This window comes from Aristophania sp. ESL1142 (assembly GCF_058107345.1).
This window is the reverse complement of sequence record NZ_JBYLUH010000001.1, coordinates 1,107,501-1,125,908: the sequence shown is the minus strand read 5'-3', so window position 1 is coordinate 1,125,908 and position 18,408 is coordinate 1,107,501. Positions and strand designations below refer to the sequence as shown.

Annotated in this window: 11 protein-coding genes, 1 tRNA gene, 2 rRNA genes and 1 CRISPR repeat array; of the genes, 8 read left to right on the top strand and 6 right to left on the bottom strand. The window is 46.7% G+C overall.

Going from position 1 to position 18,408, the window contains the following annotated elements; genetic code table 11:
* Positions 1-105: 105 nt before the first annotated feature.
* A complete protein-coding gene (locus AC3B6P_RS05285; protein WP_489805060.1) occupies positions 106-900 on the bottom strand; it encodes a DNA/RNA non-specific endonuclease in 795 nt (264 codons plus the stop codon).
* A 194-nt stretch (positions 901-1,094) separates the two neighbouring features.
* Here AC3B6P_RS05285 and AC3B6P_RS05280 point away from each other — a divergent pair, with 194 nt between their 5' ends.
* Together AC3B6P_RS05280 and AC3B6P_RS05275 are read left to right on the top strand one after the other, a co-directional pair.
* Positions 1,095-1,493 (top strand): LexA family protein, encoded by a 399-nt coding sequence (locus AC3B6P_RS05280; protein ID WP_489805059.1) that lies wholly within the window; start codon positions 1,095-1,097, stop codon positions 1,491-1,493.
* Positions 1,490-2,752: a Y-family DNA polymerase gene (locus AC3B6P_RS05275; protein WP_489805058.1), complete on the top strand. Its 1,263-nt coding sequence runs from the start codon at positions 1,490-1,492 to the stop codon at positions 2,750-2,752. The genes AC3B6P_RS05280 and AC3B6P_RS05275 overlap by 4 nt, the downstream gene beginning before the upstream one ends.
* A gap of 381 nt (positions 2,753-3,133) precedes the next feature.
* A CRISPR array of direct repeats spans positions 3,134-3,590; the repeat unit is 30 nt; unit sequence TCGGTTCATCCCCGCGTGGGCGGGGAACAC.
* 362 nt (positions 3,591-3,952) lie between these two features.
* Here AC3B6P_RS05275 and AC3B6P_RS05270 read toward each other — a convergent pair.
* Together AC3B6P_RS05270 and nfsB are read right to left on the bottom strand one after the other, a co-directional pair.
* Positions 3,953-4,378: a hypothetical protein gene (locus AC3B6P_RS05270; protein WP_489805057.1), complete on the bottom strand. Its 426-nt coding sequence runs from the start codon at positions 4,376-4,378 to the stop codon at positions 3,953-3,955.
* A gap of 212 nt (positions 4,379-4,590) precedes the next feature.
* Entirely contained in the window at positions 4,591-5,241 is a 651-nt protein-coding gene (gene nfsB / locus AC3B6P_RS05265; protein WP_489805056.1) for an oxygen-insensitive NAD(P)H nitroreductase, read from the bottom strand.
* 732 nt (positions 5,242-5,973) lie between these two features.
* On the opposite strand from nfsB, the gene AC3B6P_RS05260 reads away from it, so the two are divergent.
* From AC3B6P_RS05260 to AC3B6P_RS05235, 6 genes are all read left to right on the top strand, one after another.
* Entirely contained in the window at positions 5,974-7,626 is a 1,653-nt protein-coding gene (locus tag AC3B6P_RS05260; RefSeq protein ID WP_489805055.1) for an alginate export family protein, read from the top strand.
* Between the two features lie 770 nt (positions 7,627-8,396).
* Entirely contained in the window at positions 8,397-9,722 is a 1,326-nt protein-coding gene (locus AC3B6P_RS05255; protein WP_489805054.1) for an NAD(P)/FAD-dependent oxidoreductase, read from the top strand.
* Between the two features lie 133 nt (positions 9,723-9,855).
* Positions 9,856-11,196, top strand: a complete 1,341-nt coding sequence (locus AC3B6P_RS05250; protein WP_489805053.1) for an MFS transporter — start codon at positions 9,856-9,858, stop codon at positions 11,194-11,196.
* 63 nt (positions 11,197-11,259) lie between these two features.
* Positions 11,260-12,168: a dihydrodipicolinate synthase family protein gene (locus AC3B6P_RS05245; protein ID WP_489805052.1), complete on the top strand. Its 909-nt coding sequence runs from the start codon at positions 11,260-11,262 to the stop codon at positions 12,166-12,168.
* Complete coding sequence (locus AC3B6P_RS05240) at positions 12,168-13,664, top strand: aldehyde dehydrogenase (RefSeq protein ID WP_489805051.1); 1,497 nt, start codon at positions 12,168-12,170, stop codon at positions 13,662-13,664. The genes AC3B6P_RS05245 and AC3B6P_RS05240 overlap by 1 nt, the downstream gene beginning before the upstream one ends.
* A gap of 82 nt (positions 13,665-13,746) precedes the next feature.
* A complete protein-coding gene (locus AC3B6P_RS05235) occupies positions 13,747-15,132 on the top strand; it encodes a hypothetical protein (protein ID WP_489805050.1) in 1,386 nt (461 codons plus the stop codon).
* 18 nt (positions 15,133-15,150) lie between these two features.
* Here the strand turns inward: AC3B6P_RS05235 and AC3B6P_RS05230 are convergent.
* The 3 genes from AC3B6P_RS05230 to AC3B6P_RS05220 all read right to left on the bottom strand — a co-directional run bounded on the left by AC3B6P_RS05230 (position 15,151) and on the right by AC3B6P_RS05220 (position 18,217).
* Positions 15,151-15,227, bottom strand: a tRNA-Met gene (locus AC3B6P_RS05230).
* A 32-nt stretch (positions 15,228-15,259) separates the two neighbouring features.
* Positions 15,260-15,374, bottom strand: a 5S ribosomal RNA gene (gene rrf / locus AC3B6P_RS05225).
* A 103-nt stretch (positions 15,375-15,477) separates the two neighbouring features.
* Positions 15,478-18,217, bottom strand: a 23S ribosomal RNA gene (locus AC3B6P_RS05220).
* Positions 18,218-18,408 lie beyond the last annotated feature (191 nt).

Below are 18,408 nucleotides of genomic sequence, written 5' to 3'. Positions count from 1 at the left end.
AAATGAGGCGGCTTTCCTCCCATCATACGTCCCATTAATATTTGGAGCATTTCAGAAGGGCAAAGAACAGCGCCTTCCCCCTCTCCATCTTCCATCACTCTTCCATCACTGCTGATAGGCAGGATAAGCAGTACTTTTGGCTGTATGAGCAATAATTCTGGTCCAGCCTCTGATCTCCAAAGGCGCAGCCTGATCACTCACAGCCGGCATTGGAGAGAAACCTGTCAGTTTCATTAACGCAACCATATTTATCAGACGACAATGTGCCGGGGTTTTGTTCTGGCAAAGAATGGCCGTAATTTTTTCGTCCATCATATCATAAACAACTTTAAACAAAGCTACCGGTACAGCGACCTTATCAGGGCCAGTTCGTGGCCCATTCCGCATAAAAACCGGACCTGTAACGACATAAACCATTCCGTCATTCAGTGCTTCCTGCCGGGTCGCCTGTTCGATCTGGTTCCACGGACCTGAATTCATAGCCGCATCCTGCGGTACAATATTGGAATATAAAAAACTCTGCCCCCTCGTGATTTTATCGTCCATATCACCCGAAGGCGTCATATGACCACGCACGTAATCACTGTTTTTATAATCAAGCCGCCCTGATTGTTGTGAAAAAAGGAGGCGGTCATCGCTATAGAAATGCCCTCTTTCATGAAGCTTCTGTGCTGCCTGAATGCCTTCCTCAGTCAAAAGCTCGGCTGACCAGAGCGGGATTTTATCCTTAACGTCATAACCGACAGCATAACCCTCATTACATAGAATCTTTCCGACAGAAGGTGCGGTCTTCTTAAGAAAAAAGCGGGAACATGAAAGATACGAAGGGGCCGCATACGTATAAAACCCTGAACCACTCAAAATCAAAAACATGAGAAGTGTCCAGATCACTTTCATCATAACCCTCCGTTAAGGAGGAGTTATGCCTAAATATTCTTAATATTCTGTTTACATTACAACATATCCTATGGAGAAATCAGGCACTTTACAGTCAGAAAGACAGCATTTGACAAGGAAACAGGAGCTATAAAAACCCACCAATAACACTTAATGATGGTTGATATTTCGCCACTACACCCCCATCTCCAATTCAAATGAAAGACGAAATTCCAGATCACGACTATCAAGGCGACAACACGACGGGTTTCGCCTCCCCCGCCCAGGATTATATTGAAAACACGATAGATTTGTCAGATACGCTGGAACTCCGTAAACCAAGCCGGTATCTGATGCGTGTTGAAGGAGATAATCTTTCATACAGGCATATCCAGCATGGCGACATACTCGTTATCGAAACAGATGCACGACCGCGTTCAGGTGATGTGGTTGTCGCCAGTGTCAATGATGATTTTCTTGTCGGTGAAGTCAGGCAGATTAAGGAAGAGTGGTTTTTAGTCTCTCCTTCAGGGGCCAATCAGCCCATCTGCCTGACAGGGGTGGAAAATGCTTCCATCTGGGGTGTTGTACGCAGCCTTGTCCGTGAGCATTTATGAAGCCGATTTTTGGGTTAATAGATGGCAATAATTTCTATTGTTCCTGCGAAAAGACATTTGCGCCAGAGCTGCGCGATAAAGCTGTCGTTGTACTGAGTAATAATGACAGCTGTTCCATTTCCCGCTCTGCAGAAGCAAAAACCCTCGGCATAAAAATGGGAGAACCTTATCACCTTTGCCGAAACCGGCCTGAATTATCAGATGTGAGATGGTTTTCCAGCAATTATGTACTTTATGGCGATATGTCGCGGCGGGTTTTTCTCGGCCTATGTGAACGCCTGCCACGGGTGGAACCTTACAGTATCGATGAAATGTTTCTCGACCTAAGCGGAATTGAAAACCTCCATGAATTATGTCGCTCAGTCAGGGATGATATTTTCGCCATAACGAAAATCCCAACCTGTATCGGGTGGGGACCTACAAAAACCCTGGCCAAACTGGCCAATGACCTTGCCAAGAAAAATCCTTATCTAAAGGGTATCTGCGACCTGACAGATGAGAAAATACGCGCAGAATGGTTTAAGTTACTGGAAATAAAAGAAGTATGGGGGTTAGGGCGCAGAAATTGCGCCAAATTAAACGCCCGAAATATCTTCACCATTGCTGATTTTCTGTCATTACCTTCTGCCACTGTTCAGAAATTACTCTCCAATATAGGCAAGAAGATCCAGCTTGAACTGTGCGGTATTTCATGTACTGAATTAAAAGATACGTCTCCCCATAAAAAATCCATCACGACATCAAAATCATTTGGAAAAGCCATTACTGAATGGAAAGAAATGCGTGAAGCCATTGCCGCCTATGCCACAAGAGCCGCTGAAAAACTGCGTCATGAAAATTTACGGGCAGGCTATCTCTCTGTCTTTATCCAGACCAATCGCCATAATAAAGACCCCTATTACGCAAACCAGAGAGGCGCAGCAATTGAACCAACGAATGACACATCAGCACTCATTGCCGAAGCCATAAGGCTTGCAAAACCCATCTGGAAACACGGGTACCGTTACAATAAGGCAGGTATTCTGCTGGACGACCTAACCAAAACATCCAGCCGAAACAGCCTGTTCAACAACGGGCATAATGACGAAAAGAGACAGCTGCTCATGAGATCACTCGACCATCTCAACGCGCGCTATGGGCGTGGCACAGTCCGCCCCTCCTCTATTACCCCTCATCCAGTCTGGGCCGCCAAAGCCGCTATGCGCTCGCCCCGCTATACGACCCATATCAGGGAAATCCCCAAAGCAAAGGCTTTTTAATCTACGTTAAGATAGCTCATTTAATGAAGGGGGCAGACACGCCATCGCGGCCCAATAATAATTACCCTCCTCGAACGGAAATGACTCTTCCATCTATAAATACCCCTAAGAGCACTGGATTATCCTCGCATGAGCAGAAAATATTGACAGCGATAAGAAACACGAAGCATGGACACTTGCCAATTTAGCGACTGGTGGTTTGCCTGGTGCCATGACACCTTCGGCGACTATAGTATCGACGAGGCCATTCTGACCCCGATTTCTGCAGCGACAAATATGCTGACCCTTCCATGTATCATGCTGGCGTCTTTTTTCTGATGCTGCGCCTCTATCCCCGCATGGGGGAACACGCAGCAGATACGGCTCTGGCCCTATTAGATGAGGGTTCATCCCCGCGTGGGCGGGGAACACCATACTGAAACGCGATGTAACAGGTGATTTCCCGGTTCATCCCCGCGTGGGCGGGGAACACTTTTTTAATTCCGCCTCAGCGCTGAGCAGCGGCGGTTCATCCCCGCGTGGGCGGGGAACACTGTTTCATTGCCGTTTGCAAATGCTGAACAGACGGTTCATCCCCGCGTGGGCGGGGAACACTGTTGATATCTGCCGCTCTGTTGAAGACGTATCGGTTCATCCCCGCGTGGGCGGGGAACACAATTACAATCTGATGTTTATGCCCGTGGTGTTCGGTTCATCCCCGCGTGGGCGGGGAACACAGGGGCGATTTTAGTGTTCTGAATAACTTCATCGGTTCATCCCCGCGTGGGCGGGGAACACGAAGATTCCTAATCCTGATTGCAAACTGGTCTCGGTTCATCCCCGCGTGGGCGGGGAACACTCTTGTTGGAAGTTATTGTTATTGCGGTAGAAAATAGCTGTCAAGAAATCTACCAGATTATTGCCTATAAAACAGGCATAAAATAAAGGAGTTTTTTAGAGCAAAACGGGTCATGATATCAGATCTCACAAGATCTTTAATAATGATGCTCCTTGTTCCTGCCCAACATCATTAAGATTCAGGCAAAAAGACTCATCTGAAGGGAAACTATACTCTTCTAGCAAGCTGAAATAATTTTGATCACACCAATATACTAGCCTTATGACGCTCAGAGAATTCCAATTTTCTTTTTAATGAACCCTGCAAGAACCATGCATAATATAGGACCAGGCGTCCTCCCTTATATAAAGGGGATCTATTCATTATTCCGCCGCCAATAAAAACGAAGGGCTCTCTTCCTCAAGATAATGATGGGGCAGCCAACATCCATGACCGGCCAGAACTGCGCTAAGCTGTTTTATAATAAGGTCTTTTTTCGTCTGAGGGTACGTCGGAAGCAGTTCATTCTGCTCTTTCTCTAACTGAGCCAGAAGATCAAGTTCCTCTTTATTGCATATTGTCGAAGAAAGAGCATTCACTCCGGTAACATAAATAGTCGCTGCCAATGAAAGAACCGGCTCAATCTCACGTCCAAAAAAAGCCCTAAGAGAAAAATATCCTCTCTTATGCAAGATGGACGGGCCAAAAAGATGGCGCACTGCCCATAAAGCCAGTCTTTCGTCATAAGTCAGGCCAGTATAGAAACGCGAAGATAATGGAACAGATTCAGGCACCAGAAAAACATTCATGAGACGACTCCTCACAATGGTGATCACCTCACAGTAAATGAGAATCAATCTCAATTGCAACAATCTTGAACAAAAAAAACTTCTATCCCATGCAATCTGATCTGTGATTATAAAAATGACTAGACTAGCTAGGCGGGCCATCCATCCTTCTCCCCCATGTCATGCCTCAGAGAGCAGAAGAACGGAATTTATAAGTCACCAAGCCCTTTTCATCAGGCGCGTGAAAAAAGTTTCTCCGCAGGGAAACGTGACTTTGGCAGCGTTGCATTGAAATCTTGCTCGTCCCGATAGCCCAGCGTGACAATAACACAGGCTGTCATATCTTTTTCTTTAAGGCCAAATTCCTCGTTAAAAATTTCAGCATCAAACCCTTCGATCGGGGTTGCATCAATACCCAGAAAACCAGCTGAAAGCAGAAGGCTGCCCAAGGCAATATAGAGCTGCTTCTGGCTCCATGCAGAGACACTGCCATATTGCTGGTGCAGTTTTACAAAACCGCTTCTGATTTTATGCGTCAGTTCGCGCCCTTCATCATTGGGGTAGCGCCCATCTTTCTGCTCCTGTTCAAGCACTTCCTCAAGGTATGAATCAGGCAGAGACGTACGGGCACATAAAACAACCGTATGAGAAGCATCCATGATTTTTGTATGGTTTGTTCTGAAGGCAGTTTCTGTCGATTTACCAATACGCGCTTTGCCTTTTTCATCATCAGCTACGATAAAATGCCAAGGCTGACAATTCACTGAAGAGGGACAGAGACGTAAACTTTCCATCAGCTCATCAAACAGATCTGCAGGAATCGTTCTGGTACTGTCATAAGATTTTGTCGCATAACGATGATGTAAAACCTCAGGTAACCTCATTGTGTAACTCCCTCCTGAAAACTGCAATTTGAAAATTAATATTAAAAAATAGGGCGATTATTTTACTATTCTCTTAAAAAAGTAACAACCCCATCCTTACAATCACAAATATGAGAGGTACAAAAAACAAAATAACATTATAATAAAAGATAATTATTTCAATATAAATTAAGATATATTGTTTTTTATAAAATATATACAAATAAAAAACTTTAAGTATTTACTTGCACCTACATAAAAACTACAAAAAACAAAAAAATTAGATAATAATTTTTCAATATAAAATTATGATTTTCCTGCCTATTAAAGATGCAAGAATATATCTTTCATGAGTAAAATTTTTGTTATTAAAAGTAAAATTTCCGAGATTGTGACGATTCCAAGCATAAAATCGTAAATATATGGAATGTCTTTAAGTACTGTCTAAATAAAAAATAAGAATAAGATTCTTATTTACATAAAAAGATTCCTATGGATTCAGTTTTATGTATTTAAAAATTCTTACGGAGTCTTTTCTGTCTTTGGAGACAGAAAAAAACACTCAAATGCATAAAACAAATCATTTTAAATACCTTAAGGCTCTCATATTACAGAAACAGCTTAAATGCGTTTCCTTGAAAAGCAGAGCTATATGTCGCCACCGCCTCGCACTGGGAAATGTACAGCCCCCAGAGAGACATTAGGTCGATTCACTCCCTCCATTCTGAATGATCCTCTTAAAAGGCGTCTCTGATGAGAAACTCTTCTTGTTATTTGCGTCACCATAAAAGCGTCATGATTGCTGTGAGCAGCCTTGCTTTGCTCTCAGGTCTCAAACCCGACCTCACGGCCCATGCTGCGCCTGAAGCCATTCCGCTCGCTCCCATTGCCCCGGTTCCGGCTATCGCCTCCCCTGATAAGGATGCCCTCGTAAAAGGAGCTCTTTACCACCGGGACTGGGGCATTTTTAATGAAGCTGGTAATGCAGCGTCTGGCTTTGGTACCGTGAATGGATATGGCCAGAACCGTTGGGCTGAAGACTGGAGTGCACTTGCTAACGCCCCACAAAATGTCCGGGATGCTGATTGGTTTAACAGACTGAAATACGTCAAACTCAATGACAGCGGTTCTATCTGGATGAGCTTCAGTGGCGAAGAACGTCTCCGCTATATATTTGAAAATCAGCCTCTCATGGGTACTGCCGGTAAAACCAATTCAAGTCGTGTATTATTACGTAATCTTTATGGAGCTGACCTCCATTTAGGAAAACATGTACGCGCCTATACAGAATTTCTCTATGCAGTAGCAGGTGGCTCTAATACATATGGCTATCAGAGCGGTGTACAGCGCGAAAGACTAGACCTGCAACAAGGAATTCTGGAAGTTACCGGACACCTTCTCGGAGCAAAGATGGGTGTCATTGGCGGACGGCAAGTTTTTCTTGATGCGCCTACAAGCATACAATCTGCACGTGACCTGGTAAATGCCCAGCAATCATGGGATGGCTTCCGGGGATATGCTGTCTGGAAGCGTTTCCGCATTGATCTATTTGATTTCATGCAGACAAACAAACTTCCTAAAAAAGTTTTTGGGGACGGCACAAGTTATAATAATCGCCTTTATGGTATCTATACGTCCACCGCCTTACCCTCTTTCCAGTTCATGGGGCAGAAGAGCCAGATGTTCGCTGATGTGTTTTTTCTGGGCTATCTTTATAACGGTGCACCCGCTTCAATTGCAGGGGCGAATATTGGCCAGACGCAAAAAGGCTCTACCCGCAGGGATAATATAGGCGCACGTTTATGGGGCAATATTGGCCGTTTCAGCATTAATCTGACAGGTATTTACCAGGGCGGTGAGTTCCGTCCCTCACAAGCTGGGAAAAAGACCCGTGCTGTCCGTGCCTATGCCCTTAATGGCAGCATAACATACACACGCCCTGATTGGCCCGGGAAACCGGGCTTTGGAATCCAGGCAGATCTGTTCTCTGGTGGATCAGACCGAAGTCAGGATGGTGCTGTCGGCACATTTGGAGCTCCTTATGTCCCCTTGCCAAATTATAATGATCTTTCCCTCTCTGTTACTTCATCAAACCTGATTGGTATTGGACCAATCGCCAATTTTACAATCACCCCTACCCTGCACATGAAGCTGCATGCGCCCTTCCTATGGCGTGCGAGCACTCAGGACGCCATCTATGGCGGTAATGGCAAGATTTATAATTGGCGAGAAAACTTACATGGTGGCTTTATCGGAGCTATGCCCTATACCCAGCTTTCATGGAGTTTTGCGCCCCACTGGGCATGGACGCATGATATTGAAGGTATCCTGCTCTCTCACGGCATGAGACATGTCGGAGCCGAAGAGAGTGTCATGTATATGCAGACCCTTGAGTTCAAATTTTAAAATAAAAGACAAGACCACTCACAATCCCTTCCTTAACCCAGATTTTTTGTGGAGCCGGGAACACTACGATTCCCGGTTCCATAAAGATATTACGGGCAAAGGACAGAATCGTCATTGATGCTGCATGAAAGGAAGGAATTTCCAAAAAATTCTTAAAGCATCTTCCTAGATGCAGGGGCATAAACCTTCTGGTAACGTCATCGTGATCTGCATCCCTAAAAACGCCGAAACACCCCTTTATCAAAAAACGAGGCGAATTATAGGGAGTTATTGAATGTAAAGCAAACAGCGATGACGTTTTCCTTTCGTAAAGATTTCTGAACGCTGTCTTTAATCATGAAGATTTTATTATCGCCATCATGACGAACCGTTCCACAATCAACCTAATAAGAATGACGAGATGAATAAATTATATATGTTTTCATATATTAAAAATATGTATTGTTTGGGTTTTTATCTAAAAAGAAAGGTAAACCACCAAATGAATCTCCATTTATAGAAAACAATATTTAAAAGACCTTCTTATCTATTTAAACAAATACTACACATAATTTGAAATAAATATTTAGTTACTGCAGTAAATTTTTCGTAATACGCATATATTTAAAATAATTTATCCATACAAAATGAATCTTTATCAATAATTTGGTGCAAATTCAAAATAAATGTCGTTTATTTACATAAAATAATTTTTATGGATTTATGTTTTTGTCGTTGAACACTTTCATGGAGTCTTTATCTGTCCCAGAAAGACAGTAAAGAAAGATCATATGCACAAAATAGATGCTCTTCCCGCAGATGACCCTGGTTGTGGATGGTTTCGCACCAGTCAGCATAGACAACCTGCCCCAACTGCGTCAGGAACAATTAAAACCCGCTGGGCTATTATCGGTGCTGGTTTAACCGGTTTGGCTGCTGCCCGACAGTTAGCCAAACATTTTCCTTCAGACGAAATTGCGCTGATAGAAGCACAGGAAGTCGGCTATGGCACTGCGGGACGAAATGCCGGTTTCGCTATTGATTTACCTCATGATGTTGGTGCCAAGGATTATATTGGCGACCCAAGCACCGCTAAAATGATTCTCAAACTCAACAGAACTGGTCAGACGATCCTGCGGCAGACTGTTGAAGAAAATAACATCGAATGCCAATTACGTGCCTGTGGCAAATATCAGGGGGCCATTGAAGATAAGGGCTTGGCTGTACTTGAAGCCTATAAGCGCGGTCTGGAAAAAATCGGCGAAGAGGCCGAAATGATTGAAGGGAAAGATCTGCCAGATCATATTGGCACTGCTTTCTATCGCAGAGCGCTTTATACTTCCGGCACAATTCTGATCCAGCCTGCCGCCATGGTCAAAGGTCTGGCAGATACGCTGCCCTCAAATGTTACATTATATGAGAACACGCCTATCCTCGGCATTGATTATGGAGGACAGATCACATTGTTCCATCGCAATGGGCATATTGTGACTGACAAGCTCATTCTCGCCAATAACGGTTTTGGACAGAATTTTGGCATTGAGCGGCTGAAACATACCATGATCCCGCTCTTCCTCTATGGCAGCCTAACACGCCCCTTGACTGAGGAAGAACAAGGCCGCCTTGGCGGGAAACCCTATTGGGGCCTTATCCCTGCCAGCCCTGCCGGAAGCACAGTGCGTCGTACGGTCGATAACCGCATTCTGATGCGTAATAGCTTCAGCTTTAACCCGAACGGGAGACCTAATGCGGATTGTCTGGACCGGTTTATCAAAAATCACCGCCGTTCCTTCCTGCGTCGCTTCCCTATGCTGGCCAATGTAGAGTTCGAGCATAGCTGGAGTGGTTATCTTGCCATGGCACGAAATCACGAAAGCTTCTTTGGTCAGTTTGCCCCTAATGTCTATGGCGCTCTTTGCTGTAACGGACTGGGCATCACCCGCGGGACAGCCACAGGAACCCTTCTGGCTGACTGGCTGGCTGGTGAACGTAATGACCTGATTGAAATGCTACTTGCCTCTCCCGGTCCGAACAAGCTTCCTCCTGAGCCTTTCCTCTCTATCGGTGTCAATGCCACCCTGAAGTGGGAAGGCTACCGCGCAGGATTGGAGAGTTAGCCTTCAGAAGCAAACCCGTTTTTCCTCCCCAGAACGATTTTTAACAACGATTTTCACCATTGTTACAATCTGGGGAGGGGAGACATCTTCCCTTCATGGCCGGCCTCCGGTCAGTCAAGTGTGAGTGTTCTTTATGGAACCCAATATCAACAAACCGGTTTCTATTGATGATGTGCCCCTCAACGCATTTCATCAACGCCTTACCATATCTGTCTGCCTGGGCTGGCTTATGGTCGGCTACGTTATGAGCATCATTGGCGTGGCAGCCCTGCAAAGCAAGGAGGCCTTGAATCTCAGTGATTCCTGGTCTGGTATCATAGGGGGCGCTGCACTGATTGGCCTCTTTATGGGTGCTTTTACAGGTGGGATGCTGACAGACCATTTTGGTCGCCGCAGACTTTACTTCATCTCTCCTATCGCCATCATTATCTGCTCACTACTCATGTTTGTGGTACATAATGGTGCAACATTGCTCTTCTTGCGCATCTGCTCAGGCCTTGCTTCAGGGATTGAGTATACCGCTGCTGGCTCCCTACTCGTCGAGTTCATTCCCAAGGATTACCGTGGTTCACGCGTTTCCATGTTGTCAATTTTGTGGTTCTTCGGCGCGGCACTCGCTTATGTCGTTGGCTACCTAATTTTAGGCACTCATAGCGCTTATGCATGGCGTTTTGTTCTGGCGAGCCCTGCTCTTGTCGCTGCTACCGCTTTATGTTTCCGGACTGGTGCTCCTGAATCGGCTCGCTGGCTCCTGAGTAAAAAACGTCCCGAAGATGCAGATGCTGTCATCAAGCAGGTTTACGGCAATGATTTCTCTCTCCGTAATTTAGAGACAGAACCATCTGGCAAAAAAGCACTCTCACTTTTGGAAGCTGTAAAGGCAGGATATGGCAAAAGAATCTTTTTTGTCATGGCATTCTGGGCATGCGCTGTTATCCCCATCTATGCGGTTTATGCCTTTGTGCCCGCCTTATTGGAAAGCCTTAAACTGACAGGTTCCCTGACTGTAATCGGCTCTATCAGTATTACTGCAACCTTTGTGGTCGGATGCTGGGGTGCCACAAAACTGATCAACCATATCGGCCGCAGGACCATGCTGCTCCAAAGCTTCCTCTGGTCTGGAATCGCACTACTGGTACTGGGGATTTTCCCTTCTGCACCTTCATGGTTCATCCTGATTTTCTTCTGTTTTTACGCTGTCATGACAGGAGGTGCACAGGTTCTGGAGTTTGTTTATCCCAATGAGCTTTTCCCTACGGAAATCAGAGCTTCTGCTGTCGGGTTTGGGTCAGCGGCTGCTTCCTCAAGTTCTGCCATTGGTACGTGGCTCGTCCCCATAGCCCTTCATACCATTGGTATCGGCAATACCATGCTCTTTGCTGCTGGAATCACATTTGCGGGTCTACTCATCTCTTATTGGCTCGCCCCTGAAACCCGCTCAATGAGTTTGGAAGAAGCTGCTTCTCTTTCATGATGAAAATAGGAAACAGCACTTTTGTCACCTTTAATTCAATCTAGTTTTTCTGGAGATTATAAAATGAACATTGATGGTATTTTCCCTCCCGCTATCGTTCCTCTGGACCAACATAGTAAAATCAACAAAAAAGCTTATGCTGAAGTCCTTGAATCCCTGATTGATGCAGGCGTTAACGGGATTGTCGTTGCAGGATCAACAGGCGAATATTACGCTCATACCATTGAAGAACGGCTCGATCTTGCTGCTTACGCCAAAGAAGTTATTGGCAAAAGAACGAAGCTCATTGTTGGTGTTGGTTCCATTCGGACTGAAGAATGCGTCATATTTGCCAAAAATGCCAAGGAAATCAAAGCTGATGCCATTCTGATTGGCTCTTCACCCTATGCCCTGCCCACACAGGAAGAAAATGCTCACCACGTTCTGACCATTGACAAGGCTGCGGGCCTTCCCATTATTCTTTACGACTATCCCGGTCGCCAATGCGTCATGATGGGCAAAGAATTTCTGAGCATTGTTACCAAGAAATCAAAGAACATACTTGGTATCAAGGAAAGCTCCGGTCTGCCTTCACAACTGCATCTTCTTGCGTGCGAATTCCCACAAATCCAGCTTGCCTGTGGATGGGATGATCAGGCACTCGAGTTCTTCGCATGGGGTGCACGGAGCTGGATCTGCGCTGGTGCGAACTTCCTGCCACATGAACATATCGCCCTCTATAAAGCTGCCGTTTTAGAGAAGGATTTCGATAAGGCACGCAAAATTATGACTGCCATGATGCCCCTGATGGATTTCCTGGAAATGGGGAAATTCGTCCAGTCCATTAAAGCTGGCTGCAAACTTATTGGCCTTAATCCCGGAGGTGTCCGGGCACCGCTGCAACCTCTTACAGAAGCTGAAGAAGAACAGCTTAAAACTATTGTTAAGAAACTGAAAAAAGATGTTGCTGCCGTAACAGGAGGAAAGAAATAATGGCAACGCTTCTGACCGCTGCAGAATATGAAGCTATCGCTAAAAAGCTTTCTTTTCCTGATAAGGCTTTTATTAACGGGGCTTTCCGCCCCGCTAATTCAGGCGACATGTTCGAGACCATTAACCCTGCGACAGGCAAATTCCTCGGCCATATCGCCGCCTGCGATACCAGTGATGTTGATGATGCGGTAAAAGCTGCCAAGGACTCTTTCAATGATGGAAGATGGTGGCGCCTGCACCCTACAGAGCGCAAGAATATTCTCCTGCGTTTTGTCGAGTTACTTGAAGAAAACGCTCACGAACTTTCCGTAATGGAAAGCCTCGATAGTGGAAAACCTGTCAGTGAGTGTGAACTGACTGACATCCCAGAGGCCATTCACACCATACGCTGGCATGCTGAGCTAATCGACAAAATTTATGATAATACTGCCCCTGTCGGAACAGGCGCTGTTGCCATGGTCGTGCGTGAACCTATCGGTGTTGTCGGATTAGTGCTTCCCTGGAACTTCCCTCTCCTGATGCTGGCGTGGAAAATTGGTCCCTCTCTTGCAGCTGGGTGTTCCATCGTCGTCAAGCCCGCCCTTGAGACAACATTAACAGCCCTCAGAGCAGCTGAGCTGGCTCATCAGGCGGGAATTCCCGCTGGTGTGTTTAATGTCGTCCCGGGTGGCGGGAAAGAAGTGGGTGAGCCAATTGGGCGCCATCCAGATGTTTCAATGGTCAGCTTTACAGGCTCTACGGCAACAGGACGCCGTTTCCTGCATTATGCAGCTGAATCCAATCTGAAACGTATCGTTCTGGAATGTGGTGGGAAAAATCCAGCGGTGGTCATGAATGATATCGTTGATATTGAAAGCGTTGCTGAACAGGTGCTCGCTGGAGCTTTCTGGAATATGGGCGAAAATTGCTCGGCCAGCTCCCGCCTGATCGTCCATAGCAGCATTAAGGACGCTCTTCTTGACCAAATGTGTGACAAACTTGATGCCTGGAAAATGGGGGATCCCCTGGATCCTCAAAACCGTCTCGGATCACTAGTCAGTAAAACACATTTTGAGAAAGTAAAATCGTTCCTTGAGGAAGCTAAAAAGGAACAATTAACGATCGTAACAGGTGGCAAAACGCATAATGATATTTATGTTGAGCCAACTATTATTGATGGTGTCAGACCTGACAGCCTCTTGTTTCAGGAGGAAATTTTCGGACCTGTTCTCTGCGTCACAACATTTGAAACAATTGATGAAGCGATCAAGCTTGCCAATAACACGCAATATGGGCTTGCTGCCTCTTCTTACACAGGTAGTCTGCGTCACGCACTCCGCCTGTCACGTGAAATCCGGGCTGGGGTCGTTACTGTAAATTGTTTCGGTGAAGGCGATATTACAACCCCCTTTGGCGGATATAACCAATCCGGCTTTGGTGGGCGTGATAAATCTGCCTGGGCCCATGATCAATATACAGAGATCAAGACAATCTGGTTGGATGCGACGTCTCAATAGATCGTTGTCAGATGGGTTGTACTTAAGAAAGTGCAATCCATCTGATCTCATGCAAATATGAGTTGCTAAGTAAGTTTTAATTATGATTAAGGACGCAAGCCCCCAAAAGTTATTATTATATGTATCTTCTGTCATTGGCAGTACTTTAGTATTTGCCTGTAACTCTTATGCGGACAATAAGAGTGAAACAGAAGCTGAAGGCCCCATGCAGATTGTATGGCCTGGCTTTATTGCCAAGCCAATTCCCCAATTTGACCCTGATTATATGCCTCCCGCAGCGGCAGATAAAATGCCAAAAGCTAATCACGAGCTCATCCCCTCAGGGCAGCTAAAAATCGGCGGCGCAATCCGCGGGCGTTATGATCTGCGTTTTAATGATGTACATAAAGATGGACCCAAAACTGGGCAAAGAAGAACATCTAAACATCTCTCCTATGATACTTTTATTTTCACCATGACGTATGATTCGAAAGTTATTTTCGGGTCTACTCAATATCGTCTTTATGGCGGTAACTTCATGTATGGGAAAAAATCTGGCTATAAAGACTACCCTGGCGAAATCAGTTTTCCCATGTATGCCTATGTCGGTGCAAAACTTAGCAAACGCGATAAAGTCACAATAGGGATACTGACCGTTCCCTTTGAAGATCAATATTTTGGCTCTTCATTCTTGAATAGTATGGGTTTCGTCTTTGGACTGGAAGAAACTTATAATGTTGGCATTGATTACGCTCATAAGGAAAAAAATTACAGTTTTGAAATAGGCTATTTCCCACAAGCTGCTCCAAATGCTTTTGGTGCGAGTAAAGATAGTGCCCGTTATTCGGTCAATATTGTTAATTCGGATGATTCTGTACCTGGAGGAACCCATAACGTAGAACGCAATATGCTTATTGGCCGCTTTCAATATCAGTTGGCACAATGGGATAAAGGAAGCCTGTCTGCTTCAACCTCTTTCTGGCTCTCGCAAGTTCATAATCTTGATACCCATGATAATGGTTTACGGCGCGCTTTTGCCTTCAGCTTAAAAGGGGCCCATGGTCCCTGGCACTCCAAATTTCTATATGCGAGACAAGACATCGGAACACAAAATCCAAAAGGCTTCAGACAACATACTGTCACAGTTGGAGACTATGATTCAGCCTATAACATTGCCGGGAAAGGTAATTTATTCTTCGTAGAAATTGGCCGCACCATTGATACAGGAAAGATATTTCCTTTTGATATGGACGTCTTTGCTGATTACAACGTATTTTTAAAGGATCAGAGTGGTTACAGGAACTCCCAAAGAGCGACCCTGGGAATTTACTGGCATAATAAATCCAATAGATTACGGATCTGGTCTGAGGTCAATCTGAGCAAGAACGACCCGTTAGTGGGAGCTGGACAGTTTAGTAATGGAGCGGCGGCTGGTGGTGACAACCGTTGGAAGAAGTCGTTTTTGATTATCTTTGGGTATTATTTTTAGTGTATGGGAGTATGTATTTGGAAGCGGGGGCAGGATTTGAACCTGCGGCCTTCAGGTTATGAGCCTGACGAGCTACCGGGCTGCTCCACCCCGCATTGGTGGGGTATATATGAGGGTGAGCGAGGGGACCTGGCGGCGACCGACTTTTCCGCACCTTAAGGTGCAGTATCATAGGCGCTAGGGTGTTTTACGGCCGAGTTCGGGATGGGATCGGGTTTAATCCCCCTGCCATAGCCACCAGGTCTTCCCGCTCACCCTTAAGGTAAAGAGTGAGGGGGTTAGTGCTTATTGAGAAGTATTTCTTTTTAGTTATTTTGTGAGTAGGAGATGACTGTGCATGTGTTGATGTGTGAGAGATATGAGCGATTAGTATCAGTTAGCTAAGTGAGTTACCTCACTTACACACCTGACCTATCAACGTCCTGGTCTTGAACGGCTCTATGAGACCTAGTTTTGAGGCTGGTTTCCCGCTTAGATGCTTTCAGCGGTTATCCATTCCGAACTTAGCTACCCGGCTATGCCACTGGCGTGACAACCGGTGCACCAGAGGTTCGTTCATCCCGGTCCTCTCGTACTAGGGACAAATCCTCTCAAGTCTCTTACACCCACGGCAGATAGGGACCGAACTGTCTCACGACGTTCTAAACCCAGCTCACGTACCACTTTAATCGGCGAACAGCCGAACCCTTGGGACCTGCTCCAGCCCCAGGATGTGATGAGCCGACATCGAGGTGCCAAACCTCCCCGTCGATGTGGACTCTTGGGGGAGATCAGCCTGTTATCCCTAGAGTACCTTTTATCCGTTGAGCGATGGCCCGTCCACGTGGAACCACCGGATCACTATGGCCGACTTTCGTCTCTGCTCGAGCTGTCACTCTCGCAGTCAGGCGGGCTTATGCCATTGCACTCGACAGTCGGTTTCCGACCGACCTGAGCCCACCATCGCGCGCCTCCGTTATCCTTTAGGAGGCGACCGCCCCAGTCAAACTGCCTGCCATGCAGGGTCCCGGACCCAGCTTATGGGCCGCGGTTAGACATCAGAAAAAGTCAGGGTGGTATTTCAAGGACGGCTCCACAGTGACTGGCGCCACTGCTTCAATGCCTCCCACCTATCCTACACAGAATTTTCCTGATGCCACTGCAAAGCTGCAGTAAAGGTTCATAGGGTCTTTCCGTCTGACCGCGGGTACCCCGCATCTTCACGGGGAGTTCAATTTCGCTGAGCCGATGCTGGAGACAGCGGGGAAGTCGTTACGCCATTCGTGCAGGTCGGAACTTACCCGACAAGGAATTTCGCTACCTTAGGACCGTTATAGTTACGGCCGCCGTTTACCGGGGCTTCAATTCAATGCTCTCACATCTCCTCTTAACCTTCCGGCACCGGGCAGGCGTCAGGCCCTATACGTCATCTTTCGATTTCGCAGAGCCCTGTGTTTTTACTAAACAGTCGCTACCCCCTGGTCTGTGCCACCCATACATGGTTGCCCACATATAGGTCTCGTTTATCCCGAAGTTACACGAGCAATTTGCCTAGTTCCTTCAGCATCGTTCTCTCAAGCGCCTTGGTATACTCTACCAGTCCACCTGTGTCGGTTTCGGGTACGGTCTATTCGCCAGAGCTATTTCCTGGAATGGTCCAAAAGCATGCTCAATCCGTTAAGAGCATACAACATTTCTCATTCGTCACTTCTGGCAGGCCTGGGAATATTTACCCAGTTCCCATCGACTACGGCTTTCGCCCTCGCCTTAGGGGCCGGCTCACCCTGCGGGGATTAACCTTGCGCAGGAACCCTTGGACTTTCGGCGACAGTGTTTCTCGCACTGTTTGTCGCTACTTATGTCAGCATTCTCGCTTCTGATACCTCCAGAGAGGGTCACCCCGTCTCCTTCGCAGGCTTACAGAACGCTCCGCTACCGCGTATGATAATTCATACACCCACAGCTTCGGCACGTGGCTTGAGCCCCGTTACATTTTCGGCGCAGGGTTTCTATTAGACCAGTGAGCTATTACGCTTTCTTTAAAGGATGGCTGCTTCTAAGCCAACCTCCTGGTTGTTTTGGAATCCCCACATCCTTTCCCACTTAGCCACGATTTAGGGGCCTTAGCTGGTGGTCTGGGCTGTTTCCCTCTCGACAATGGACCTTAGCACCCACTGTCTGTCTGCTGCGCTCTACTCCTTCGGTATTCGGAGTTTGGTTAGGTTTGGTAAGGCTTTGGGCCCCCCTAGCCCATCCAGTGCTCTACCCCCGAGGGTAATACGCAACGTTCTACCTCAATAGATTTCGCGGAGAACCAGCTATCTCCGAGTTTGATTGGCCTTTCACCCCTAGCCACAGCTCATCCCCGACTTTTTCAACAGGCGTGGGTTCGGCCCTCCAGTACGTGCTACCGCACCTTCAGCCTGGCCATGGCTAGATCACTCGGTTTCGGGTCTTCTACCAGTAACTAAGTCGCCCTATTCAGACTCGCTTTCGCTGCGCCTACACCTATCGGCTTAAGCTCGCTACGGACAGAAACTCGCTGACCCATTATACAAAAGGTACGCCGTCACCCCATATGAGGCTCCGACTGCTTGTAGGCATTTGGTTTCAGGTCTCTTTCACTCCCCTTATCGGGGTGCTTTTCACCTTTCCCTCACGGTACTTGTTCACTATCGGTCACCAGGGAGTATTTAGGCTTGGAGGGTGGTCCCCCCATGTTCAGACAGGGTTTCACGTGCCCCGCCCTACTCAAGTCCTTCAATACGATATTCAATTACGGGGCTATCACCCTCTCCGGCCGGACTTTCCATTCCGTTCTTCTACTTCATATTAAAGGCACTGGCCTCCTCCGCTTTCGCTCGCCACTACTCGCAGAATCTCTGTTGATGTCTTTTCCTCCAGGTACTGAGATGTTTCAGTTCCCCGGGTTCGCCTCATATACCTATGAATTCAGTATATGATCCTCTTACGAGGGGGTTGCCCCATTCGGATATCCACGGATCAATGCCTGCTCACGGCTCCCCATGGCTTTTCGCAGTGTGCCACGTCCTTCGTCGCCTCCTGGTGCCAAGGCATCCACCAAATGCCCTTCTCTTTCTCACACCACATGCACAGTCACTTCCTACTCCCATCCAAACAGCAATAAACCCGCTTCCGCACATCCATCACCGCTTAAACAAAAAGTAATCAATGACCGCACACTCAGTGCGTCATCTTCTTTACTTCTCACCATATGAGTTTCCCCTTATGAAACCCCCAGATCATCAGAATGCTCTCACACCCCCATAATCCAAG

Bases quoted from the DNA above. Each gene is read 5' to 3' on its own strand.
- AC3B6P_RS05285 (WP_489805060.1), bottom strand. From the start codon at position 900: ATGATGAAAGTGATCTGGACACTTCTCATGTTTTTGATTTTGAGTGGT.
- AC3B6P_RS05280 (WP_489805059.1), top strand. From the start codon at position 1,095: ATGAAAGACGAAATTCCAGATCACGACTATCAAGGCGACAACACGACG.
- AC3B6P_RS05275 (WP_489805058.1), top strand. From the start codon at position 1,490: ATGAAGCCGATTTTTGGGTTAATAGATGGCAATAATTTCTATTGTTCC.
- AC3B6P_RS05270 (WP_489805057.1), bottom strand. From the start codon at position 4,378: ATGAATGTTTTTCTGGTGCCTGAATCTGTTCCATTATCTTCGCGTTTC.
- nfsB (WP_489805056.1), bottom strand. From the start codon at position 5,241: ATGAGGTTACCTGAGGTTTTACATCATCGTTATGCGACAAAATCTTAT.
- AC3B6P_RS05260 (WP_489805055.1), top strand. From the start codon at position 5,974: ATGAGAAACTCTTCTTGTTATTTGCGTCACCATAAAAGCGTCATGATT.
- AC3B6P_RS05255 (WP_489805054.1), top strand. From the start codon at position 8,397: ATGCACAAAATAGATGCTCTTCCCGCAGATGACCCTGGTTGTGGATGG.
- AC3B6P_RS05250 (WP_489805053.1), top strand. From the start codon at position 9,856: ATGGAACCCAATATCAACAAACCGGTTTCTATTGATGATGTGCCCCTC.
- AC3B6P_RS05245 (WP_489805052.1), top strand. From the start codon at position 11,260: ATGAACATTGATGGTATTTTCCCTCCCGCTATCGTTCCTCTGGACCAA.
- AC3B6P_RS05240 (WP_489805051.1), top strand. From the start codon at position 12,168: ATGGCAACGCTTCTGACCGCTGCAGAATATGAAGCTATCGCTAAAAAG.
- AC3B6P_RS05235 (WP_489805050.1), top strand. From the start codon at position 13,747: ATGATTAAGGACGCAAGCCCCCAAAAGTTATTATTATATGTATCTTCT.